The sequence below is a fragment of the Fulvimarina uroteuthidis genome (assembly GCF_034321785.1).
GTDB lineage: Bacteria > Pseudomonadota > Alphaproteobacteria > Rhizobiales > Rhizobiaceae > Fulvimarina > Fulvimarina uroteuthidis.
Map to the genome: position 1 here is coordinate 924,848 of NZ_JAXLPB010000001.1, position 21,900 is coordinate 946,747.

At 66.1% G+C, this 21,900-nt stretch carries 18 protein-coding genes; 8 read left to right on the forward strand and 10 right to left on the reverse strand.

From position 1 onward, the window contains the following. Positions 1 to 20 precede the first annotated feature (20 nt). On the reverse strand, positions 21 to 1,316 hold the full coding sequence (locus U0C82_RS04295; protein WP_322185818.1) for an Hsp70 family protein: 1,296 nt from the start codon (positions 1,314 to 1,316) through the stop codon (positions 21 to 23). Positions 1,317 to 1,573: 257 nt separating this feature from the next. Between U0C82_RS04295 and U0C82_RS04300 the strand changes: the two genes are divergently transcribed. Beyond that, positions 1,574 to 2,203 (forward strand): GNAT family N-acetyltransferase, encoded by a 630-nt coding sequence (locus tag U0C82_RS04300; protein ID WP_322185819.1) that lies wholly within the window; start codon positions 1,574 to 1,576, stop codon positions 2,201 to 2,203. A gap of 71 nt (positions 2,204 to 2,274) precedes the next feature. Continuing rightward, entirely contained in the window at positions 2,275 to 3,720 is a 1,446-nt protein-coding gene (locus U0C82_RS04305) for an MFS transporter (RefSeq protein ID WP_322185820.1), read from the forward strand. A gap of 82 nt (positions 3,721 to 3,802) precedes the next feature. On the opposite strand, the gene U0C82_RS04310 is transcribed toward U0C82_RS04305, so the two are convergent. Together U0C82_RS04310 and U0C82_RS04315 are read right to left on the reverse strand one after the other, a co-directional pair. Further along, a complete protein-coding gene (locus U0C82_RS04310; RefSeq protein WP_322185821.1) occupies positions 3,803 to 4,405 on the reverse strand; it encodes a superoxide dismutase in 603 nt (200 codons plus the stop codon). Positions 4,406 to 4,561: 156 nt separating this feature from the next. After that, the gene (locus tag U0C82_RS04315) at positions 4,562 to 5,443 is read right to left on the reverse strand and encodes a branched-chain amino acid aminotransferase (protein WP_322185822.1); all 882 of its coding nucleotides are present in this window, start codon (positions 5,441 to 5,443) and stop codon (positions 4,562 to 4,564) included. Positions 5,444 to 5,674: 231 nt separating this feature from the next. Between U0C82_RS04315 and U0C82_RS04320 the strand changes: the two genes are divergently transcribed. Then, positions 5,675 to 6,421: a L,D-transpeptidase gene (locus U0C82_RS04320; protein WP_322185823.1), complete on the forward strand. Its 747-nt coding sequence runs from the start codon at positions 5,675 to 5,677 to the stop codon at positions 6,419 to 6,421. Between the two features lie 219 nt (positions 6,422 to 6,640). After that, complete coding sequence (locus U0C82_RS04325; protein ID WP_322185824.1) at positions 6,641 to 8,212, forward strand: FAD-dependent oxidoreductase; 1,572 nt, start codon at positions 6,641 to 6,643, stop codon at positions 8,210 to 8,212. A gap of 89 nt (positions 8,213 to 8,301) precedes the next feature. On the opposite strand, the gene U0C82_RS04330 is transcribed toward U0C82_RS04325, so the two are convergent. The 3 genes from U0C82_RS04330 to U0C82_RS04340 all read right to left on the reverse strand — a co-directional run bounded on the left by U0C82_RS04330 (position 8,302) and on the right by U0C82_RS04340 (position 10,623). Beyond that, on the reverse strand, positions 8,302 to 8,562 hold the full coding sequence (locus U0C82_RS04330) for a TM2 domain-containing protein (protein WP_322185825.1): 261 nt from the start codon (positions 8,560 to 8,562) through the stop codon (positions 8,302 to 8,304). After that, the gene (locus tag U0C82_RS04335; RefSeq protein WP_322185826.1) at positions 8,562 to 8,795 is read right to left on the reverse strand and encodes a TM2 domain-containing protein; all 234 of its coding nucleotides are present in this window, start codon (positions 8,793 to 8,795) and stop codon (positions 8,562 to 8,564) included. Before U0C82_RS04335 ends, U0C82_RS04330 begins: the two co-directional genes overlap by 1 nt. Positions 8,796 to 8,934: 139 nt before the next feature. Beyond that, the gene (locus tag U0C82_RS04340) at positions 8,935 to 10,623 is read right to left on the reverse strand and encodes a helicase HerA-like domain-containing protein (RefSeq protein WP_322185827.1); all 1,689 of its coding nucleotides are present in this window, start codon (positions 10,621 to 10,623) and stop codon (positions 8,935 to 8,937) included. A gap of 418 nt (positions 10,624 to 11,041) precedes the next feature. Between U0C82_RS04340 and U0C82_RS04345 the strand changes: the two genes are divergently transcribed. Further along, positions 11,042 to 12,775: a sensor histidine kinase gene (locus U0C82_RS04345; RefSeq protein WP_322185828.1), complete on the forward strand. Its 1,734-nt coding sequence runs from the start codon at positions 11,042 to 11,044 to the stop codon at positions 12,773 to 12,775. A 119-nt stretch (positions 12,776 to 12,894) separates the two neighbouring features. Beyond that, positions 12,895 to 13,950: a magnesium transporter CorA family protein gene (locus U0C82_RS04350; protein ID WP_322185829.1), complete on the forward strand. Its 1,056-nt coding sequence runs from the start codon at positions 12,895 to 12,897 to the stop codon at positions 13,948 to 13,950. A gap of 62 nt (positions 13,951 to 14,012) precedes the next feature. Here the strand turns inward: U0C82_RS04350 and U0C82_RS04355 are convergent, their stop codons facing one another. From U0C82_RS04355 to mnmA, 3 genes are all read right to left on the reverse strand, one after another. After that, complete coding sequence (locus U0C82_RS04355; RefSeq protein WP_322185830.1) at positions 14,013 to 15,227, reverse strand: extensin-like domain-containing protein; 1,215 nt, start codon at positions 15,225 to 15,227, stop codon at positions 14,013 to 14,015. Positions 15,228 to 15,433: 206 nt separating this feature from the next. Beyond that, positions 15,434 to 16,339 carry a DUF547 domain-containing protein gene (locus U0C82_RS04360; RefSeq protein ID WP_322185831.1) on the reverse strand — a complete coding sequence of 302 codons (906 nt, stop codon included), beginning with the start codon at positions 16,337 to 16,339 and terminating at the stop codon, positions 15,434 to 15,436. Between the two features lie 216 nt (positions 16,340 to 16,555). Further along, positions 16,556 to 17,740 carry a tRNA 2-thiouridine(34) synthase MnmA gene (mnmA, locus tag U0C82_RS04365; RefSeq protein ID WP_322185976.1) on the reverse strand — a complete coding sequence of 395 codons (1,185 nt, stop codon included), beginning with the start codon at positions 17,738 to 17,740 and terminating at the stop codon, positions 16,556 to 16,558. 304 nt (positions 17,741 to 18,044) lie between these two features. Between mnmA and sciP the strand changes: the two genes are divergently transcribed. Both sciP and U0C82_RS04375 read left to right on the forward strand, forming a co-directional pair. Beyond that, positions 18,045 to 18,335 (forward strand): CtrA inhibitor SciP, encoded by a 291-nt coding sequence (gene sciP / locus U0C82_RS04370; RefSeq protein ID WP_322185832.1) that lies wholly within the window; start codon positions 18,045 to 18,047, stop codon positions 18,333 to 18,335. A gap of 213 nt (positions 18,336 to 18,548) precedes the next feature. Beyond that, positions 18,549 to 20,150 (forward strand): hypothetical protein, encoded by a 1,602-nt coding sequence (locus U0C82_RS04375; protein ID WP_322185833.1) that lies wholly within the window; start codon positions 18,549 to 18,551, stop codon positions 20,148 to 20,150. Positions 20,151 to 20,438: 288 nt separating this feature from the next. On the opposite strand, the gene U0C82_RS04380 is transcribed toward U0C82_RS04375, so the two are convergent. Next, positions 20,439 to 21,890, reverse strand: coding sequence for an aspartate aminotransferase family protein (locus U0C82_RS04380; protein ID WP_322185834.1), 1,452 nt, complete (start codon positions 21,888 to 21,890; stop codon positions 20,439 to 20,441). Between the last annotated feature and the right edge of the window lie 10 nt (positions 21,891 to 21,900).

Consider the following 21,900-nt stretch of genomic DNA (forward strand, 5'->3'; position numbering starts at 1 on the left):
TTCGTTCAGGGCGTTCGGCGTCAGCCGAACTTGCGGGCCGCGTCGAGACCGAGGCCGAGGCCGACGGAGCCGAACGCGTCCGACTGGGCCGCGCGGGCGTGCGGAAAGCGGGCAAGGGCGGCCGCGCGCACGGCCGGCACCTGCGCGCCGCCGCCCGTGAGGATCACGGTCTCGATCGCATCCGCGGCAACGCCTGCGGCACGCAGGGCCTCGCCGACGGCGCCGTCGATCTTCGTGACGAGGTCGCGCGTCGCGGTCTCGAAGGCCGAGCGCGTCGCCGGTGCCTGGAAGGCGAGACCGGGCTCCGTCAACGTCACCTGCGTCTCCGCCGCATCCGTCAGCGCGATCTTCGCCGTCTCGACGGCGCTGGCGAGCCGGTGGCCGGAGCGATGCTCCAGAAGATGGGCGTAGCGCACGAGCTTGCGCGGCTCGGCCGCTTCCTTCTCGAGCGCCGCGATGTCGCGCTTCACCTGCGCCGTATAGAGCGTGTTGATGCGGTGCCAGGTCGCCATGTCGTTGAAATACCACACCGGAATACGCCGCTTGCCGTCCGCCGTCTGCGATCCGAGCCCGAAATGCGGCATGACCTCGGCGATCGAGAGCAGCCGGTCGAAATCCGTGCCGCCGACATGAACGCCGGTCGAGCTCAGAATATCGGACAGGCGATCGGCGGCGCGCGCGCGCTCGGGCGACAGGCGCACGACGGTGAAATCGGAGGTGCCGCCGCCGATGTCGACGACGAGCGCCAGCTCTTCCGACGCGATCCCGCTCTCGTAGTAAAGCGCCGCGGCGACCGGCTCGAACTGGAACTCGATGTCGGAAAAGCCCTGCGCGCGGGCCGCTTCCTCCAGCTGGTCCTGGGCAGCCCGATCGGCCGCATCGTCTTCGTCGACGAACCGCACCGGGCGCCCCATCACGACCTGATCGAGAGAGATCGCCCCTTCGCCCGCCAGGGCGGCGCGCTTCGCCTCGGCTTCGAGCTTGTGCCTCATATGCTCGAGGAAGCGCCCGATGATGTCGACGAAGGAGAGCCGCTCGCGGCGCACCGGGGTCGTCTCCTCCATGAGGGACGAGCCGAGGATCGATTTCAGCGCCCGCATGAAGCGGCCTTCCGCACCATCGGTATATTCGAAGATCGCCTCGCGTCCGAAATAGGTCCGGCCGTCTTCCATGCTGAAGAACAAGGCCGAGGGCAGCGTCGGCGCGCCGCCCTCCAGCGCAAGCAGCCTCGGGCCGGCATTCGTGCCGGCCGCGCCGGCAAGGCCGAGAGTCGAATTCGTCGTTCCGAAATCGAGGCCGGGATAAAGTCGGGTCATGGCAGGGGCTCAATGGCGCGAAATCGATCGGTCCCTCGCCCTGCGCGCGGCACGGATCGGTCCGACGGATCTGATGTCCTTGGGAGAACGGGGACGAGAGCCCCGGAAGCGAGCGCCGTGTCTAGCCGAAGGGGACGGCGATGAGAACCCCGTTTCGGTGCATGGAAGCCAACGCGCCGTTGCGCTTGACGGCGCGGGTGGCTATCAGCCCACGATTGCGGACAGACCCGATCCCCTTTCAGACAGGCCCTTTCCTCATGCAACTCCTCGATGGCAATACGCAGATCCCCGCCGGCAAGATCGCGGCGATCGCGACGGTTCTCGAACGGCGGATGGACGCGCCCCTCCCCGAAGCCGGAATCGACGCGCGGGCCGGCTGGACGATCCGGCGGGTCGAAGCGCCGCGCCTCGACGATTATCTCGATCTCTACCGGCGTATCGGCGCCTCGCACCTGTGGTACGGACGGCTGACCCAGACGGAGGCGGAGGTCGCGGCCTATCTCGCGGCCGAAACGACGGCGATCTTCACGCTCGAGGTCGACGGCGCGGCCGAAGGCATCATGGACCTCGACTTTTCGGCGCCCGGCGTCTGCGAGCTCGTCTATTTCGGCGTGACACCGGGCCTGACCGGCTCGGGCGCCGCCCGGTTCATGATGGCCCACGTGCTGTCGTTCGTGGGACAGAGCGGAACGGACAAGCTCTGGCTCCACACCAACACGATCGATCACCCGCGCGCGATGGCGTTCTATCGTCGCTCCGGCTTCGTGCCGGTCAGCCAGCATCTGGAACTGGCCGACGATCCGCGCCGCACCGGGCTCTATCCGCGCGAGAGCGCGCCGCAGGTGCCGCTGTTCGCGACCTCGCGGCCGGATCGGGACCGCGATTGAGACCGCCCTGCCCTTGCGCATGAGCCGAAATCGGCGTCATGCATCTCCCGCAAGGCGAACGGAGACGATCGATGAGCCGACTGGCAGACGTGCGGACTGACGAACGGGCCGCGCTCGATCCCCGCCGCTGGATTACCCTTTCGGTGCTTCTGCTCGCCGGCTTCATGAACCTTGTCGACGTCACCATCGTCAACGTGGCGATTCCGAGCCTCATCGACGATCTGTCCGCCTCGAGTTCGCAGATCGAATGGGTGGTCGCCGCCTATATCCTCGCCTTCGCCCTGGGCCTGCTTCCCTTCGGGCGGCTCGGCGACGTGGTCGGGCGCAAGCGCATGTTCCTCCTCGGCGTATCGGGCTTCACGGTCGGATCGGCACTGTGCGGCCTTGCGCCCACCACCGGATTTCTCATCGCGGCCCGGCTGATGCAGGGCACGTGCGGGGCGATGATGATGCCGCAGGTGCTCGCCCTCGTTCAGGTGACGTTCCCGCGCGAGGAACGCGGCTTCGCCTTCTCTCTGTTCGGCGTCACGGCGGGGATGGCGGCGGTCACCGGGCCGCTGCTCGGCGGCGTTCTCATCGGCGCCGATCTCTACGGCCTCGTCTGGCGGCCGATCTTCCTGATCAACATCCCCGTGGGCATCTTCGCGCTGGTCATGGGGTGGCGGCTGATCCCGGCGACGAAGCGCAGCGCCTACCAGCCGATCGACGTCGTCGGCGTCGCGCTTGCGGCGCTCACCGTCTTCGCCATCGTCTTTCCGCTGGTGGAGGGACGCGAGTTCGGCTGGCCGCTCTGGTGCTTCGGGATGATGGCGGCGAGCCTGCCCCTCGCCGTTTCGTTCGTCAGCTGGGAAGCGCGCCGCGCGCGGCGGCACGAGACGCAGCTCGTGCCGGTCGGACTGCTCGCGAACCGGCATTTTCTGCTCGGCCTGTCCATGACAGCGACCCTGTTTGCCGGCATTCCCGGCTTCTTTTTCGTCATCGCGCTGTTTCTGCAGGTCGGCTTCGGCTTCACCGCGCTTCAGTCCGGCCTGACGACGGTGCCGTTCTCCGTCGGCGTCTTCGTCGCCTCGCTGGTCTCGGGCCGCTTCGGATCTTCCCATGCCAAGGCCCGGCTCGTCGCCGGGCCGCTGATCCTCGCCGCCGGCATGGCGTTCCTGCTCTTCGTCGCCTCGGGGGCGACGACCGCGATCGATCATTGGGTGTTCACGGGACCGCTGGTGATCGCCGGACTCGGCATGGGCATTACGGTCGCGCCGCTGTTCGCCACCATCCTGACCGTCGTGAAGGATCAGGATGCGGGATCGGGATCGGGTGCGCTGCAGACCTTCCAGCAGATCGGCGGCGCGCTCGGCGTTGCGGTGCTCGGGCAGATTTTCTTCGGCGCGCTCGCCGGCGGCACGACGCCTGACGACTACAGGGCGAGCTTCATGGCGACGCTCTACCTGCAGGTGGCGCTGTTCCTGCTTCTCGCCGTTCTCGCCTCGCGCCTGCCCGCGGACGATGCGCGGCTGAACTGACACGAGCCCCTGTGAACGAAAAAGGGCCCCGCCGGCAACGCCGGCAGGGCCCTCGAGAACGGCGCGATCGTCGAGACGACGGTTAGGCGGTCGCCTTGGCGTACATCTCCTCGACATACTCCCAGTTGATCAAATTATCGACGAAGGCCGACAGATATTTCGGGCGCGCGTTGCGGTAGTCGATATAGTAGGAATGCTCCCACACGTCGACGCCGAGGATCGGCGTCGCGCCGTGCACCAGCGGGTTCTCGCCGTTCGGCGTCTTCATGATCTCGAGCTTGCCGTTCTTGACCGCGACCCAGGCCCAGCCCGAACCGAACTGGCCGGCGCCCGCGGCCTCGAAATCGGCCTTGAACTTGTCGTAGCCGCCCAGATCGCTCTGGAACGCCTTTTCGAGCGAGCCCGGCAGGCTCTTGCCGCCGCCGTTCGGCTTCATCCAGTTCCAGAAGTGGACATGGTTGTAGTGCTGAGCCGCATTGTTGAAGAGCGGCTGGTTGGTCCCGTGCGAGGCCTTGACGACCTCCTCAACCGACTTGTCCGCCATGCCGGCGTCTTCGGCCAGCTCGTTGCCCTTCGTCACGTAGGCATTGTGATGCTTGTCGTGATGAAATTCGAGCGTTTCCTTGGACATGTAGGGTCCGAGCGCATCGTAGGCATAGGGAAGGTCTGGAAGCGTAAACGCCATGGGTCTCTCCATCATTTCGTTCGGTCGTCGGGATCGGCGGCCGAAAGCAGAACGTGGCCGCGAACCGTTGCTGTCAAATTTAGAGGGGCAGGCGCCGAATTCCACCGGGCGCCTGCGTGAAATCCCCATGACAATCCGGCGCCGTCGCGCGTCGCCTCAATGCGCCTCGCCCTTCGCATAGGACCAATAGAGATCCCGCGCCCGGCGATAGAAGCTGCCAGGCTGGAACGAGACGGTCTCGAAGCGCGTGATCGGGACGACCTTGGAATGGTTGCCGGTCGAAAACAGCTCGTCGGCCTCCAGGAAATCCTTCGGCCGAAGCGATCTCTCGATCACCTCGACGCCGTCGGCGCGCAGGCGCTCGATCACCCGGGCGCGGGTGATGCCGGACAGGAAGCAGCCATTGGCGATCGGCGTCATCACGACGCCGTCCTTGGCGAGGAACACGTTGGACGTGGCGGTCTCGGCGACATTGCCGAGCATGTCGCACATCAGCGCATTGTCGAACCCGCGCGCGCGGGCCTCGGTGATGGCGCGGCCGGAATTGGGGTAAAGGCAGCCGGCCTTGGCGTCGGTCATCGCGACCTCCGGGGTAGGACGGCGAAACGGCGACAAGGCGAGCGTGAAGCCGGTCGGCTCCAGCATCGGGGATTCGAAGAGGTAGAGGCTGAAGACCGTGGACCCTTCGTCGGGCGGCACGCCCATGAAGCCGCCCTGTTCCGCCCAGTACATCGGCTTGATGTAGATCGCGGTCTGTCCATCGAACCCCGCAATGCCCTCGTGCGCGAGTGCTTCGATCGCATCCGGCGTCATGGTCGGCGCCAGTCCCATCGCCTCGGCCGAACGGTTCACCCGCTGGCAGTGCAGGTCGAGATCGGGCGACAGGCCGTCGAACCATCGGGCTCCGTCGAACACCGAACTGCCGAGCCAGAGCCCGTGCGTGGCGGGGCTGACGCAGGCGAACGCCCCCTCGTGCCAGGCCCCGTCGAACCAGGTGCGCGAGCGTCGCGCCGGCTGCGTGTCTTGCTGTTGAGCCATCGTGGTCGCTTCAGCCTCTCTGCGTGGGATTGCGTTTCGGTTTGGTTAACGCGGCGCAGCCGCCGTTAGACAGGGGCCCCGCAGCCAAAGACAATGATCGTTCGTCATCAACTCGGCGTGACATCGGCGCGCCGCACGGGAACTGTCTGTATCAATCGGGGCTTATGCCACGAAAGAACAGGTGTAAGTGCCAAAAGAGCACGACATCGGCAAGGCTGGAGATTACCCATCATGACTTCGCACCCCTCGCGACGTGCCTTTCTCACGGGCCTCGGCCTGACCGCGGGCGCGGCGCTCGCCGGCTGCGCACCGTCCGGACCGCGCGCCCGGATTATCGGCATGTCCGCCTTCGACGGCCAGGGCGGCGCATCGGTCTACGACAGCAACCCGGCTTCGTCCTACGGCGCGCCGAGCGCGCGCTACCGCGAGATGTACGATGCGATGTTCGACGAGGGCTATCGCATTCCCGCGATCAATCTGTCCCGGGTCGACCCGATCTACTATCGCCGCGAGGTGGCCGACCCGACGGGCGAGGCCCCCGGGACGGTCGTCGTCGACACCGCCAACAAGTTCGCCTACGTGGTCCAGCCCGGTGGCCGCGCCATGCGCTACGGCGTGGGCGTTGGACGGGCCGGCATGGAATGGTCGGGCCGTGCCAAGATCCAGTGGAAGAAGAAGTGGCCGACCTGGACGCCGCCCGCCGAGATGATCGCCCGCAAGCCCGAGCTCGCCGAATATTCCGCCGCGAACGGCGGCATGGAGCCGGGCATCGGCAATCCGCTCGGCGCACGGGCGCTGTACCTGTTCCAGAACGGCAAGGACACGCTCTACCGCCTGCACGGCTCGCCCGAATACTGGACGATCGGCACCAACGATTCGTCGGGCTGCATCCGCTTCATGAACCAGGACATCATCGATCTCTACGACCGCGTGCCGTCGGGCTCGCAGGTTCTGGTGCGTCAGGGCGGAATCGTCTGATCGAGGCGGGCTCGGCGGTTCGGGGCCCTTTCGAACATCAGGTCGTTTCACGGACGGGTCGCGCCATGCGGCCCGTTTCTCGTTCCGCGCCCTTTCCGCGCAGCCGGCCCCGCTTCGGGCGCGCCGCCGGAACGGGGCGGGCGCTTTCCCGTTTGACCTGTCAAGGCACGACGCGCGGTGAGCGGCGTCTTCTTTCTTCGAAACCGAAAGGTACGAGCGATGCAGCATGATGTTCTGGGCTTCGACGAACTTGGCGAGACCGAGCTGAAGGAGGTCGAGGTCGGCGAGATCAAGCTGCTTCTGGCCAGGGACGGCGACCGGGTGTTTGCGACCGGCGCGAAATGCACCCACAAGGGCGCGCCGTTGAAGAACGGCACCCGGGTCGGCAACAGGGTCGTTTGCCCCTGGCACCACGCCGTGTTCGATCTGGAGACCGGCGATCACGCCGAGCCTCCTGGACAGGGTTGCCTGGCGCGCTTCGCCGTCTCCGTCGAGAACGGACGGATCCTGGTGGAGGTCCCGGACAAGGCAGGGATGACGAGGCCGGAGGTTCCGGCCGACGCGCGCAAGACCGGCGGCGAGCGCGTGTTCGCCATCGTCGGCACGGGCGCTGCGGGCCTTGCCTGCGCCCAGGAACTCGTGCGCCAGGGGTTCGACGGCCGGATCGTGATGATCGGCCCGGAAAACACGCCCCCCTACGACCGGACCGATCTTTCCAAGGCTTATCTCAAGGGGTCGTCGAGCCCGGAGAAGGTGGTGCTTGCAAGCGTCGACGAACTTCAGGCACTGAAGATCGAACGGATCGTGGCGAACGTCACGCGGATCGATGCCGGGGATCGCCGTCTCGTTCTCGAGGGAAGGGGCGCGCCGACCGAACTCACCTATGATGCGTGTTTCGCAGCGCCGGGCAGCGGCGTGGCCAAACTCCCCCTCGACAATGCCGACATGCCAAACGTCTTCTCGCTGCGCAGCCTCGCGGATGCGGAGGCGCTGGAAAGCGCGGCCGATGTCGAGACCGAGATCGTCGTCGTCGGCTCCGGCTTCATCGGCATGGAGGCGGCCGCGGCGCTGGCCGGCAAGGGCCGGACGATCACGGTCGTCACGCCGCAGACCTTGCCGTTCGCCTCCAAATGGGGTGATGCCGTCGCGCGGCAGATCGCCGGGCAGCACAGGGCCAAGGGCGTGACGCTGAAGCTCGGCGCGAAGGTTACGGCGATCAAGGCCCTCGACGGCATGGCGACGGGCGTTTCCACCGACGACGGGGAGACGATCGACGCCGGCATGATCATCCTGGCGATCGGGGCGAAACCGAACCTCGACGCGTTCGGCGAACTTGCGAAAGACGGCAAGGTCGCGGTCGACGCCACCTTGAAGGCGGCGGACGATCTGTGGGTCGGTGGCGACGTGGCGAGCTTCCCGCTCTACAAGCGCGGCTATTCCACCCGGATCGAGCACTGGCGCGTCGCCGAACAGCATGGCCGGCACGCCGCGCGCGCGATGCTCGGCGACGATCGCCCGTTTTCCGGGGTCCCGTTCTTCTGGTCGGCGCAATACGGCCCGATCCATTATGTCGGCCACGCGGAAAGCTATGACGACATCCATATCGAAGGCGACGTCGCCGAGGGCAGCTACACCGCGTACTATATCAAGGACGAAAAGGTGATCGCGGCGATCGGACGGGGCGACGACGACGTGACCGCCGATCTGCATGGCGTGATGCTGTCCGATCCCTGCCCGAGCGTGACATCGCTGAAGGCCGTGGAATGGAAACCGAAGGCGCTGATCGGCTGACCGGCCAACCGGCACATTCTGGAAACGGAAACGACAGGGCGCGCGATCGATCCTCGACGCGGGCCCTGTTTCGGTTCGAACCTCCGGTTCTAGCGAAGACGACCGCGCCGATCGTCGAGATCCGTCAGCCGGGATTCCAGATTCTGCTCGCGCACCATGCCCGGTATGAGGAACAGATCGATGATCTGGCCGATGAAGAGGAAGCCGAACGTCAGGAGCCAGATCAGCCCCGAGATCGGACGCCCGTTATAGAAGCGGTGAATGCCGCAGACGCCGAAGAAGCACGACCCCCACAAGAGGTAGGAGACGAGTTGCGACTTGCGTTCGGGGACCGGTCGATCGATCGCCATCAACGAACCCGATCGTTCTCGTAGCCGGATATGCGCCGCGCCATGTTCTGCTCGCGCACCATGCCGGGAATGAGGAACAGGTCGATGAGCTGGCCGATGCCGAGAAGGCCTCCGGTCAGGAGCCAGAGCAGCCCCGTCCACGGCCGCCCGAGATAGAAGCGGTGCAGCCCGCACACGATGAACAGGCAGCAGAACCACAGGAGGTACGAGGTGGCCTGAGACTTTTCGTTCATCTGGTTCGCTCCATCAGGGTGAGGCCCGCACGCGATTGCCGCCGGCTCGCTCGGAATGTGGTGCGGCACGGCCGCCAGTCAAAGAGCCACGGCGTCAGTTTTCAGGCCTTTTCCGTGGGAAGGGGCACGAGAGCCGCCTTCAGCGGCCTTTCTTGAAGCTTCCGAGAATGCCGCGGACGATCGCCGTCGTCACCGTCGAGGCGACCGTGCGCCCGACCTGCTTCATGATCGTCTCCGTCACCGTCTGGCGCTGATATCCGGAGGAGGAGCGGGCGCGCCCGCGCGGCGCGGGACGGCGCGGCGCGGACGGCTCCCCGTCGTCGTAATCCTGCCTGTCGTCGCGCCCGCCCCAGCCGAGATCGGGCAATTGGAAGCCGGTGCGCGTGCGCTCCGGCGCCTCGTTCGACGCCGCCTCTTCCGCCCGGCGGCGGGCAGCGTCGGCACGCTTCTCGTTTTCGTCGCGGCGCCGCCTCTCCGCCGCCGCCTCCTCGCGCGCCCTCGCCTCCGCCTCGGCCTTCAGATCGGCTTCGGCGCGGCCGATCAGCATTTCGTAGGCCGATTCACGATCGACCGGAACATCGTAGCGACCCGCGACATGGCTCCTGGCGACGAGATCGGCGCGCTGTTCGTCGGAGATCGGCCCCAGACTGGCGGCGGGCGGGCGCATGAGGGTGCGCTCGACCATGGAGGGAACGCCCCTCGCCCCGAGGGTCGAGACCAGCGCTTCGCCGACGCCCAGATTGGTGATCGCCTCGAAGGCGTCGAATTCCGGGTTCGCACGGAAGGTGTCGGCGGCGGTCTTCACCGCCTTCTGCTCGCGCGGGGTATAGGCCCTGAGCGCATGCTGGATCCGGTTGCCGAGCTGGGCGAGCACGCTGTCGGGCACGTCGAGCGGGTTCTGGGTGACGAAATAGATGCCGACGCCCTTGGAGCGGATCAGCTTGACCAGTTGCTCGACGCGCTCGAGCAGGATCCGGGGCGCGCCGTCGAACAGGAGATGGGCCTCGTCGAAGAAGAAGACGAGCCTGGGCTTTTCCGGATCGCCCACCTCGGGCAGCTCCTCGAACAGTTCCGACAGGAGCCAGAGGAGGAACGTCGCGTAGAGCCTCGGGCTCATCATCAGCCTGTCGGCGGCCAGGACATTGACGATTCCGCGACCGTCCCGGTCATGCGCCATGAGATCGGCGATCTTCAGCGCCGGCTCGCCGAAGAACCGATCCGCGCCCTGCTGCTCCAGAACCAGAAGCGAGCGCTGGATCGCGCCCACCGAGGCCTTGGCGACATTGCCGTACAAGGCGGACACCTCGGAGGCGTTCTCGGCCAGATGGGCGAGCATCGCCTGAAGGTCCTTCAGGTCGAGAAGCAGCAATCCCTCGTCGTCGGCGATCTTGAAGGCGATGTTGAGAACGCCTTCCTGAGCGTCCGACAGCTCCATGAGCCGGGCCAGAAGCAGCGGCCCCATCTCGGACACCGTGGTGCGGACCGGATGGCCCTTCTCGCCGAAGATGTCCCACAGGGCGACGGGGTAATAGTCGCGATAATAGGGATCGAGACCGATCTCGCCCGCTCGCCTGGTGAGGAAATCCTTCTCCTCCCCGCGCACCGCGATGCCGGACAGGTCGCCCTTGATATCGGCGCAGAACACCGGCACGCCGGCTTCGGAAAAACCCTCGGCGAGTACCTGCAGCGTCACGGTCTTGCCGGTTCCGGTGGCGCCGGTGACGAGGCCGTGCCGGTTGGCGAGCTTCAGGTCGAGATATTCGCCCTTCTTGTTGGCACCGGACGGGTCCCGGCTTGTCCCGAGAAAGATCTTTCCGTGTTCGAGCATGGTCGGCCTCCCGGGTTCGTCGGACCCGTTCGGTGTAGCCCCAAGCCGCCCTGGCGAACAAGCGCCCGGCCGCTTCCTGCGCGATCCATCGGAACGGGCCGGCGTCAAGGCCATGAGGGCGAGTTGTAATATGACAACACACCCTTTACGCATCGAGGAAACCCCGCTGCGTGCGAGTTTCCTTGCCGCCGGCAAGGCGTAGGTCTGCCGGGGCGTTCGAACGGAAAGCCTGTCCGACGATCCGAAGTTTGCCGGTGCCGGCTTTTTAAGGTCTCAATTTGTCTCGACAATTACGGATAGGCAGGACAGGCAGGCGCGCAATCCGCTCCTTGCCCGGCATCCTGCTTCATAGGGGACGTGGAAGGTCCGCGGGGATCGACGCCGATCGTTTCGGCACAGTGGCAAGGCATATGACGTTATGAGCCTCGGCAACAACGCCGGCCCATCGAAGCGGTTCCTGCAGTGGAGCCGCCTGTCCTTCCCGTGGGCGCGTCTGCGTCCGGGCCGGTTCACGCACGCCATGTTGCGGCCCTCCCTGCTCGTTCACCTGACGACGCTGACGCTGATCGTGCTTGCGCCCGCACTGCTCTTCAGCGCCTTTCTCATCTTCCGGTTCTCCGAACAGCAGGAGGAACTCGCGCGCTCGCAGGTCTACGACATGGCCGAGATCGTCTCGAACGCATTCGACCGCGAAGTCGTCGCGCTTCTGGCGACGGCGCGGGTGCTCGCGACCTCCGGCGCCATCGAGGAGGAGAATTTTCCGTCCTTCCGCAACCGCTCCGTGCGAGCGCTGAAGGATAGCGGGATCGTCGCCGATCTCGTCGACGACGAGGGCATGGTCGTGATCTCGACGGCACCAACGCAGACCGACGAGCCGGCGATCCAGCAGCACGAGCGCGACGTCGTCTCGGCCGCGCGCGAATCGGGCAATGCCGGCGTATCCGGCGTCGCCTACGATCCGCGAATCAAGCGCGCCGTGTTCCTCGTCGCCGTGCCGACGTCGGACGCGCCGGGCTCGCGCTTCGTCGTCGTCCTGACCAAGCCGCTCGAGAGCCTCGAACGGGTCATCGAGAAAGGCAGCCTTCCCGGGGCATGGTCGGTCGTCGTCGAGGACCGGGCCGGGAAGAAGATCTTTTCCGCAGGGGCGGCCGACGGGCAGATGTTCGGTCCGCGCGTCTTCGCCGCCGAAAGTCTCGATGCACCCCCCCATGCCGGTGGCGGGGCGGAAGAGCAGATCGTCGCCGCCAACACGTCGTACCTGACGGGATGGCGCTCGACCGTCTCGGTTTCGACCGAGATCATCGAGCGGCCGATCATGCGGTCCTGGTACGCGCTCATCGCCGTCGGCCTCATCCTGACCGGTTTCAGCATCGTCCTCGGCATCCTGACGGGCCGGCGCGTGGCAAGGCCGATCCTCGAGCTTTCCCGCCAGGCGCGGGCGATCGGGCGCGGCGAGCCGGCCGTGACGGTCACCACCAATATTGCGGAAATCGGCGACGTGTCGAAAGTCCTCAACCGCGCCTCGCGCGAGCGGATCGAGGCGGAGGAACAGACCAGGCTCCTGATGCGCGAGATGACGCACCGCGCCAAGAACCAGTATGCCCTCGTGGCCGCGATCGCCCGGCGGGCCGCGCGCGAAAGCGCCGACACGGGGCAGTTTCTCGACACCCTGTCGGACGCCCTCGCCTCGCTCGCGCGTTCGGCCGATCTCCTGTCGAGCCAGAACTGGGAAAGCGTCGAGCTTTCGGCCCTCATCGACAACCAGTTGTCCGCGTTCGGCGTCCAGACCCGGCGAATCCGCTATTCGGGGCCGAAGCTCAGGGTGAATGCCTCCGTCGCCCAGACCATCGGCCTGGCGCTGCACGAGCTTGCGACCAATGCGGCCAAATACGGGGCGCTGTCCGTCGACGACGGTGTCGTAACGATCGACTGGTCCTACGACGACGTTTTCAGGATGGAATGGCGCGAGACCGGCGGACCACCGGTGAAGCCGCCGACGCGCTCCGGCTTCGGCACCTTGGTGACCCAGAAGATGACCTCGCGCGGTCTCGGCGGCAAGGTGAGCATGTCGTTCGCCGAAACCGGCGTCGTCTGGAGCCTCGAAGCCCCGACGGAAAGCGCCGAGCCGGTCACCGGCAAACATGGGGACTGAACGGCTCGCAAGGTTACCACCGCATCCGGACGCTGATATGGAACGGGCCCGGATCACGACGTGACCGCGCTGCCCTGACCGGTGCCGCGGCGCTTTTCAGCCTGGAGACGAGATTTGAGATGATCCACGCATACGTGCCGGACGGCGCGCGAATGGCGCGACGATCGATCGAGGTCACGAACGAATCCGTGCCCGAAGACGCTGTCTGGATCGATCTTTCAGACCCGACGGGCGAGGAAATCGCCAGGGTCGAGACACTCGTCGACGCCGTCATTCCCTCGCGCGCGGAAATGATGGAAATCGAAATCTCGAGCCGGCTGTACAGCGACGATGGGGCGGTGGTCCTCAACATCCCGGTGCTTCACGGTCTGAACAGCGAACGGCCGTCATTTTCGCCCATCACCTTCCTTCTGGCGGCAGGGCGGCTCGTGACGATCCGCTACCACGATCCGGCTAGCTTCAGGATCTTCGCCGCGCGTCTGTGCCACGATCCCTCGATCATCGGCCTCGACAAGGACGACAAGCCCCTTCCGGGCAGCGCGTCCTCGGTGATGCTTGCGCGGGACGGTGATCGCCAGGGCGACCAGATCCTCGTCGGTCTTCTCGAAACCATCGTCGACCGCATCGCCGATCTTCTGGAGATCGTATCCGGAGACCTCGACCAGATCGCGGCCGACATCTTCTCGTCGTCGACGAACAAGCGGCCGACGGGAACACCGGAGTTCAAGAAGATCCTGCAGCGCATCGGCGCCGCCGGCGACCTTGCCTCCCGGGTTCGCGAGGCGCTGGCCACCTTCGATCGCCTGAGCCCGTTCCTGCAGCTTGCCTTCGAGGGGCGCGACGACACCCTTCAGGGCCTGAGGCGGCGCCTGAAGATCATGTCGCGCGACGTGCATTCGCTCAACGATTTCTGCTCGTTCCTGTCGAACAAGACGACCTTTCTCCTGGACACGACCGTCGGCATGATTTCGATCGAGCAGAACGGCATCATCAAGGTGTTCTCCATCGCTTCCGTCGCGTTCCTTCCGCCGACGCTGATCGCCTCGATCTACGGCATGAACTTCCGGCTGATGCCCGAGCTCGACTGGTCCTTCGGCTACCCGATGGCGATCGTCTTGATGGTCATGTCGGGGCTCCTGCCGACGCTCTACTTCCGCATGAAGGGCTGGTTCTGAACGCGACCGGCATCGCCGGTGCCGGCTCCATCCATATCGGGTCCGATCATCGGATCGATGCTTCAGCGGCAGAAGGTCTTCTCGCGCTCGCGGGCGTCGAGATGGAAGTGATTGCGGTGGAGATAGTCGTAGCCGGGGCCGAGAACCGTGCCGAACCAGCGGCAGGCCGAACGCCTGACCTTGGTCTGGAAGGCCTGTTCGCGCGGTGAGAAGATGCCCTTCTTCTCGACGTCGATCGCCTCGCCGTTCGCCATGACGAAGGCGGCGACATCGAGCGCGTTGCCGGTGGCGTGCTGGGACAGCCCGCCGGACCCCGCAACGCGCGAGCACCGGTAGGAGGACGAATTCCTGAGCGCGACGAGGTGCGAGCCGAGCGCGGAGCGGGCCGCCGGCTTCACCTCCTGGTCGACCCAGCGGGAAATCCGGAACACCGCGTCGCAGTTGAGGGTCGCGGCGGGCGACATCGCGACGCCCTTGGCGATCCGCGTGACCTTGATCGGGTTCGGGATGCCGCAGCTCTTGCTGGCGCGGATCGGCGACGGCTCGGTGAACTCGACGCCGAGCTGCACGAGAGCGGCGCGGCAGAGCGCCTCCTTCTTCGACAGGTTGCGCCAGCCGGAGGGCGTTCCGGTGACCGGTGGAGCCGTGCGCCGGACGGGCTCCTCGAGGCGCGGCGCGGGCGCGCGCTCGAGAGAGGCATAGGCCGCTTCCACGCGCACGGGTGTGCGGCGCTCGAGGCGGCGGCGATCGGCCTCGGTGACGGCTCCCGGCGTCACGGCCTTCATGGCGGCCCACGGGTCCCGGCGCGGCGGCTCGGGCTCCGTCGTTCCCCCGAACAGGGTATCGGCGTCGCGCATCGGCACGGGAACCGGCGGCGCTGCGGGCGGCTGGGTCTCACGCAGCATCTGCGGCGGGGCAAGGGTCGGCGCCTCCTGCGAGACCGGCAGAAGCGCACTTGGCTGCGGCGTCGGCACGCTGAGCCCGACCAGATCGTTGGCGAGCGAATCGGCGGCGGCGGCCTCCGGGACGATCTCCGGGACGGGGTTTGCCTGCGGGATGATCTGCGGCGCGGGCGCCAGCTGCAGCGGCGCCACGTTCGTGTCGATCATGTCGACGGCGGACGGGCTCGGCCGATAGGCTTCGCCGGGCGCCGGCATGGCCCCGCCCCAGACGAGCGTTCCCTGTTGCTGGGAAAGGGCCGGCGTCACCGCAAGGCCAAGCGCCGCTACCGTCGCAACGCGGGCCGCAATCGCGCCCACGCAAATCCGCAAAACCATGCCCCGGGGTCCTTATGATGCTGTCGAGCTTCTGGACCGAGGGTTTAAATCAACGCGGTTAGCGAAGACTGAAGACGCACCGGAATTTTCCGTGTTCGCAGCCGGGATTAGGCTGGGCGATCACGGGGATAGGGTGCGAACGCGCATGCGCTTCCCATCCCTGCGGAACCGGACGGGGAACGCGGCGCGCCACGGCGGCGGCGGGTTCAGTCCGACGCGCGATCCGTCACGGTGTTCGCGTCGTTGAGGTCCCAGTCGTAGCGATAGCCGACGATCTCGGCATCGGGCGAGGCGAGCCATTCGGCCCGCTCGCCTTCGGCATAGGATCTCATATAGGCCAGAATGTTGTCCGGCCCGCCGAAATCGCCGGCGTACCAGTCGAAGATCTTCGAAGCGAGGAGGTTTCCCGAACTCGACTGGCGAAGACCGCGATCGGAATTGACGTAGCCGCGCGCCGCCGCGTCGAGATCGGCATCGAGGGTCTTGGCGGTGAAGGGCGCAGCCTGCAGGTCGGGACATCCGATCGACGCGCAGTTGACCGCGTAATGGACCCTCGCATCGCCCATCGGGCGCAGGATCGAATGCTCGATATCGTCGAGCGACAGCTCCGATCCCTTGATCGTGACGAGATCTGCCGACCAGGGACCGATATCGAACGCCGAGGAGAGCGAGGCGAACAGGCCCTTCTCCCCGCCGGTCTCGATCTTGATGTCGCGGATCGTCTCGACCGGATAGCGATCGAGAACAACGTCGAGCGTCAGGGCATTGTAGAGATTGGTGTAGAAGGCGAACTTCTGGGGCGCCGTGAGGGCGTCGACGTCGAGCGCCGTCCAGCCGGCGATCATGTCCTTCAGCGCCTGATGGTCCGTATCCGTGACATCGCCGTAGCGGACGCGGTTGAGCCCGTCCGGATCGTCGACGACGTACCGGCCGAGAAATTCGGCATAGGGCTGCCAGTCGAGTTCCACCGTCTCGCGCGTCGCATGGCCGGCAAATGTCTCGGCGATCGCCCGGTCCGCCCGATCGTTCAGCCCCGCCGCATCGAACGGCACGGCTTCGAACGCCGATGCCTTTCCGGGGAGCGCGAGAAGGGAGACGGCGAGCAGGAGCACGGCGCATACGCGCGTTTTCGGGACGGAACCCAAGATCGGGCCTCGCAGATAAGGTTGGTCGCGCAAAGATCCGTCTCCTCGATCGTCCGAAATCGAACCTCCGGCGGTCGCCGGGTCATGGGATTGTTCGTCCTGAACGCGGAAACGTTACCTCCCGGCCTTGCGGGGATTTCGATCCGTCCAGGAAGGCGGGACGGATGAGAGGACCGGAACGCGTCACTCGGCTGCCGTCGGAACCGTCTCGCGCAGGGTCTCGCGACCCTGGATCGATCCGGCGATGACGCCGCCGCCGAGAACTTCTGCGCCGGCTCCCTCCTCGGCGTAGAAGACGCAGGCCTGGCCCCGCGCCACGCCATATTCGGCGGCGAGAAGCTCGACCAGGAAGCCGCCCTCCCCGTCGGAAACGATCTTCGCCGGGCTCGGCGGGCGCGTCGAGCGCAGCTTGACGTAGATCTCGCGGCCTTCGCACGCATAGGCAAGCGGGGTTTCGAGGCCCAGCCAATTCACGTTCCGAAGGCGCACGGCATGGGTGGCGAGCGCCTCGCGCGGGCCCACGACCACACGACGCGATTGGGCGTCGAGCCTGACGACGTAGAGCGGCTGGCCTGCGGCGACGCCCAGCCCCCGGCGCTGACCGATGGTGTAGTTGATGATGCCCTCGTGGCGCCCCAGAACCGTGCCGTCCACATGGACGATGTCGCCCGGATCGCCGGCCTCGGGGCGAAGCTTGCGGATCAGATCGGAATATTTGCCGGCAGGCACGAAGCAAATATCCTGGCTGTCGGGCTTGGAGGCGATGGCAAGCCCGTGCCGTGCCGCGATCTCGCGGGTCTCGTCCTTGGTGAGCGAGGCGAGCGGAAAGCGCAGCACGTCGACCTGCGCCTGGGTCGTGCCGTAGAGAAAATAGCTCTGGTCGCGGTCGAGATCGAACGGGCGATGCAGGCTGCGATGCTCGCCGCGCCTGCGGCTTTCGATGTAGTGGCCGGTCGCCAGCGCGTCCGCGCCCAGATCCATCGCGGTCTTCAACAGGTCGCGAAACTTGACGGTCTGGTTGCATGCCACGCAGGGGATCGGCGTCTCGCCCGCCACATAGGCATCGGCGAAGGGATCGATCACGGCCTCGCGGAAGTTCTCCTCGTAATCCAGGACGTAATGGGGAACCCCGAGCAGGTCGCAGACGCGGCGCGCATCGCGAATGTCCTGACCGGCGCAGCAGGCGCCAGCCTTCGCCGGCGTGTCGCCCGCATCGTAGAGCTGAAGGGTGATGCCGACGACGTCGTACCCCTCTTCCTTCAGCATCGCGGCGGCGACGGACGAGTCCACGCCGCCGGACATGGCGACGATGACGCGCGTGTCCCGGGGGTCCTTGGCGATGTCGAGGCTGTTCAAAGGCGTGGACATGTCGGTCATGGTCATGGGTTTGCTGGCGCTCCGCCGGCCGGTCGTTGCGATGAGACGTGAGAGACACTTAAGCATTTTGTCCGGCCCGCGCAAAAGGGCGGGGGCAGGCGTTAACGCATCGAGGCCGCAAGGCCTGCATTCGACGCTTCACCGTTAACACCTGGGACGGCGGGATGGCGAAAAGAAGGAGTTCGTTTACCAAACGCAAGCTCTGAACGAAAGCTTACCCGTGGCTTGACGGATTCTTAGGAAGCCCCGGCTACCTTCAGGCTCGATTGGGTCGCTGTGTAGAGTAGAGAGTCCGATGGCCGATCAGGTTAGATCAAGAATTAAATATGTCATCGGCCCCGATGGGTCGCCGTTGACGCTGGCGGATCTTCCGCCATGCAACACGAGGCGCTGGGTGATTCGAAGAAAGGCGGAAGTGGTGGCTGCCGTTCGAGGCGGTTTGCTGAGCTTGGACGAGGCCTGCAGCAAGTATACGCTGACGGTCGAAGAGTTCCTGTCATGGCAGCTGTCGATCGACCAGCACGGCCTTGCAGGACTGCGCACGACGCAGATCCAGGAATATCGCGGCAAAGGCGATCTTCATTGATCTAGACGCGAAAACGAAACGTTTCGCTTCAAAAAGCCGGCCTCAGCGCCGGCTTTTTTCGTGTCCGAACGCGGCTTGGCGAGCGCGAGACCCAATGCCCCGCAAGGCCCGCACATTGCCGGCGCCACCGCCTCGTGGGCCCTGTTTCAGCGCGCGTTTGACTCAACTCGCCCCACCGGGAATACTCGGCCATCACACGTCTGGAGGGACACGATGCGCCTGCCCGTTGTCGCCTTGCTCGCAGCCTTGTCGGCGTCCCCTGCGCTCGCCCAGGAGCCCGCGACGGCAAGCCCGGCTTCCGCGGAATTGCCCGGCCTTGCGGAGATGAAGGCCGCGATGCCGCGGCCGGTGCTCGCACCGGGCACGCCGGCCGGTGCGCGGGCGATCCGGGCCGCTCTCATCCCCTACGTCACCGCCGAGGCGTTCGAGAGCGGCATCGTCGCCATCACGCCGGTTTCGGACGGCTACAGGATCGACCTGTCCTTCCAGGATGTTCTCGACAGCCTGGCCGACACGACCGGGATCGCGATGACGGTGAGCGACTACGCTCTCCTCATCAGCGAACAGCCGGACGGGCAATGGTATGTGTCGATCTCCGGCCCGCTGGCGATCGCGATGAAGATGAGCGTCCCGCAGCCGGGAACGACCGGCGCGCGCATGGTCGATCGGTCCCTGCGCATGTCGGTCGAGGACACCGCGTTCGAAGGCTATTTCGATCCGAACCTGTTCGGCTATACTAGGAGCTACTGGGTCATCGGCACGGTTCGTCAGACAGAGACGACCGGCGAGTTCGTATCGACGAGCGAAACCGGACCCTCGACGATGGTCGCCGAAAGCCGCGAGGGCGGCAACGGAACGGTCGACATGGACGCGATCCAGACCATCGGCGCGACCCGACAGGCATTCGATCTTTCGGTCGATCCGGCGAACCCCGACCGGACCATCCCGGTTCTCATCACGTCGCAGGAGGCACGATCCGAGGTGACCGGCGAGGGCTTCGAGAGCCAGGATCTGGGGCGGCTTCTCCCCCTTCTCGTCGAACTGTCGCAAGAGCCGGAGAGGCCGGGGCTTCTTAAGGCGTTGCAGGCAGGCTTGACGGCGGCGCTCCCCGTCTTCGAACAATTCGCGATCGCCGCGACGATCGCCGGCGCGAAGGTCGATCTCGGCCCATTCGGCTCGGGCGAGATCGCGGCTATCGAGATGGACGTGGACATGGACGGCGCCGAAACGTCGGGCGCCTATTCCCTCGCCTACGACCTGACCGGTGTGTCCGTCGCTTCGCCCTTCATTCCCGCATGGGCAAGCCCCCTCGTGCCCGAGCGCCTGCGCATCGAACTGACGGCGTCCGACATCGATCTCGCCAATCCGGCGCGGACCGCCATCGAGAACCTTCGGCTCGACGCCGATGCGCCCCTCATCCCCTCCGCGTTCGAAACGATGGCGCAGCAGTTCGAAGCATCCGGACCGAGCTTCGGCATCAGCGATTCGCTTCTGTCCGGCAAGGATTACACCATCGATTATTCCGCCGCCTTCAAGGACGGCGCGACGACGATCGCGGTGGAGACGGACGGGCTCGACAGGATCATCGCCCATCTCCAGGCGGCCGGGGCGGACGTTCCCGAAGCCATGCAGGGCGTCAGCTTTCTGCAGGTCGCAAAAGGGTTCGCCAAGCCCTTCGACGACGGGCGGCACGAATGGATCGTCCATCTCGGCGCCGATGGTTCGGTGACCGTCAACGGTGCCATGCTGAAGGCGCCAGCCCCCGAACCGCTGCCGGGTTCCGGCAATTTGCCGCCGGCCATCGATCGTCTTTAAGCGGCGTCTGTCGGGAAAGCGCCGGACGCGAGCGTGCCGGTGCCGAGCCCCCGCCGTGTCGGGGAGAAGGGGACAGCGCATTCCCGGGTGGCGGGTCTGGCCGCCATTTGCGCCCGCGCGGGGCCGGTCTTCTCGAAAGCCTCGCGGGTTCGCCGCCCGGGGCCGGCGGCAAGATCCCCCTCGCCCGTAAGGAAGCCGATCTGCGGAGCGCCGGACGAGAAAGGCCGGACATTTTCCGCCCGGCCCCTCGTCATGATCTGGCGTCCCCGCCGATGGTTCCGTCCGGTCTCAGCCGACCTGAGACTGGACGAAGTTCTTCACGATCGACACGATGCCCTTGGACAGGAGATCGTCGAGCGCGTCGCAGAACGTGTCGACATGGCTTTCGTCGCAGATCAGCGGCGGCTGCAGCCGGATGACGTTCCGGTTGTATTCGGTGAAGGCGACCAGCACGTCGTAATCGCGCAGGAGCGCGGAGCCGATGAAGCCCGAGAGCGAACCCTTCAGCTTGTCGTCGAGAAGCGCCACCATCGGCCGGAGCGCCAGCGGCAGGGCCTGCGAGAAGTCCTGGAACTCGAGGCCGACCATGAGGCCCTGGCCGCGCACCTCCTTGATCAGCTTGGGGTACTTCAGGCGGATCGCCTCCAGGCGGTCCTTCAGATATCGGCCGGTTTCGGCCGAATTGCCGATGAGGTCCTCGTCGTAAAGGACGTTGAGGCCCTCGATGGCGGTGACGCAGGCCTCGCCGATGCCGCCGAAGGTCGCCTGGGCGTGGATCATCGCGGTCTTCGGCGTGCCGTAGGCCTTCATGTAGACGTCGCGTGTGGCGATCATCGCCCCGACCGGCGCCTTGCCGGCGCCGAGCGATTTGGCGAGCGCCGTAACGTCCGGCACCACGCCGTGATGCTCGAAGGCGTAGAACTTGCCGGTGCGCCCATAGCCGCACTGCACCTCGTCGGCGACCCAGATCACATTGTGCTTGTCGCACAGCGCACGCACGCCCTGCCAGTACTCGGTCGGCGCGGTGATGATGCCGCCGCCGCCCTGCACGGTCTCGAGCACCACGACGCCGATGTCGCTGTCGTTCTCGATGGCGCGCTTCAGGGCCGGCAGGTCGCCGAACGGCACCTTGTAGGTGTTGCCGACGAGCTTGAAATCACCCTGGTACAGCGGCGAATCGGTCAGCGAAAGAACGCCCTTCGACTTGCCGTGGAAGGAGTTCTCGGCATGGACGATCTTGCAGTTCTTGCGGCCCGAGGCACGCTCGGCGACCTTGACGGCCGCCTCCATCGCTTCCGATCCGGTCGAGCCGAGAAACACCATGTCGAGATCGCCCGGCGAGCAGGCCGCGATGTTCTTCGCGAGCGCCGAGGCGTACTGGGACAGGAACGCGATCGCGATCTCGTGGCGGTTCTCGTCCTGGAAGGAGCGGCGCGCCGCGATCACCCTTGGATGGTTGTGACCATGGGCGAGCGAGCCGAAGCCGCCGAAGAAGTCGAGAATCTTCCGGCCGTTCTGGTCGATGAAGTACATGCCCTCGGCACGCTCGACCTTCACCTTGTGAAATCCGAGCAGCTTCATGAAATGAAACTGGCCGGGATTGATGTGATCCTTGAACAGATCGGCCATCGTCTTGACGTCGAGGGCTTTCGCATCCTCGACGCTCAGAAGGTCCGGCTTTTTCGGTCCGGTCCGGTTCATGTCGAGGCTCGGGGCCTCGACCGTTGCACGATCGAGCATGATGCCTCTC

Coding starts and splice junctions, on each gene's coding strand:
- U0C82_RS04295 (WP_322185818.1), bottom strand. CDS start 1,316: ATGACCCGACTTTATCCCGGCCTCGATTTCGGAACGACGAATTCGACT.
- U0C82_RS04300 (WP_322185819.1), top strand. CDS start 1,574: ATGCAACTCCTCGATGGCAATACGCAGATCCCCGCCGGCAAGATCGCG.
- U0C82_RS04330 (WP_322185825.1), bottom strand. CDS start 8,562: ATGGCGATCGATCGACCGGTCCCCGAACGCAAGTCGCAACTCGTCTCC.
- sciP (WP_322185832.1), top strand. CDS start 18,045: ATGGCCGATCAGGTTAGATCAAGAATTAAATATGTCATCGGCCCCGAT.
- U0C82_RS04375 (WP_322185833.1), top strand. CDS start 18,549: ATGCGCCTGCCCGTTGTCGCCTTGCTCGCAGCCTTGTCGGCGTCCCCT.
- U0C82_RS04325 (WP_322185824.1), top strand. CDS start 6,641: ATGCAGCATGATGTTCTGGGCTTCGACGAACTTGGCGAGACCGAGCTG.
- mnmA (WP_322185976.1), bottom strand. CDS start 17,740: ATGTCCACGCCTTTGAACAGCCTCGACATCGCCAAGGACCCCCGGGAC.
- U0C82_RS04380 (WP_322185834.1), bottom strand. CDS start 21,890: ATGCTCGATCGTGCAACGGTCGAGGCCCCGAGCCTCGACATGAACCGG.
- U0C82_RS04310 (WP_322185821.1), bottom strand. CDS start 4,405: ATGGCGTTTACGCTTCCAGACCTTCCCTATGCCTACGATGCGCTCGGA.
- U0C82_RS04320 (WP_322185823.1), top strand. CDS start 5,675: ATGACTTCGCACCCCTCGCGACGTGCCTTTCTCACGGGCCTCGGCCTG.
- U0C82_RS04335 (WP_322185826.1), bottom strand. CDS start 8,795: ATGAACGAAAAGTCTCAGGCCACCTCGTACCTCCTGTGGTTCTGCTGC.
- U0C82_RS04305 (WP_322185820.1), top strand. CDS start 2,275: ATGAGCCGACTGGCAGACGTGCGGACTGACGAACGGGCCGCGCTCGAT.
- U0C82_RS04350 (WP_322185829.1), top strand. CDS start 12,895: ATGATCCACGCATACGTGCCGGACGGCGCGCGAATGGCGCGACGATCG.
- U0C82_RS04355 (WP_322185830.1), bottom strand. CDS start 15,227: ATGGTTTTGCGGATTTGCGTGGGCGCGATTGCGGCCCGCGTTGCGACG.
- U0C82_RS04340 (WP_322185827.1), bottom strand. CDS start 10,623: ATGCTCGAACACGGAAAGATCTTTCTCGGGACAAGCCGGGACCCGTCC.
- U0C82_RS04345 (WP_322185828.1), top strand. CDS start 11,042: ATGAGCCTCGGCAACAACGCCGGCCCATCGAAGCGGTTCCTGCAGTGG.
- U0C82_RS04315 (WP_322185822.1), bottom strand. CDS start 5,443: ATGGCTCAACAGCAAGACACGCAGCCGGCGCGACGCTCGCGCACCTGG.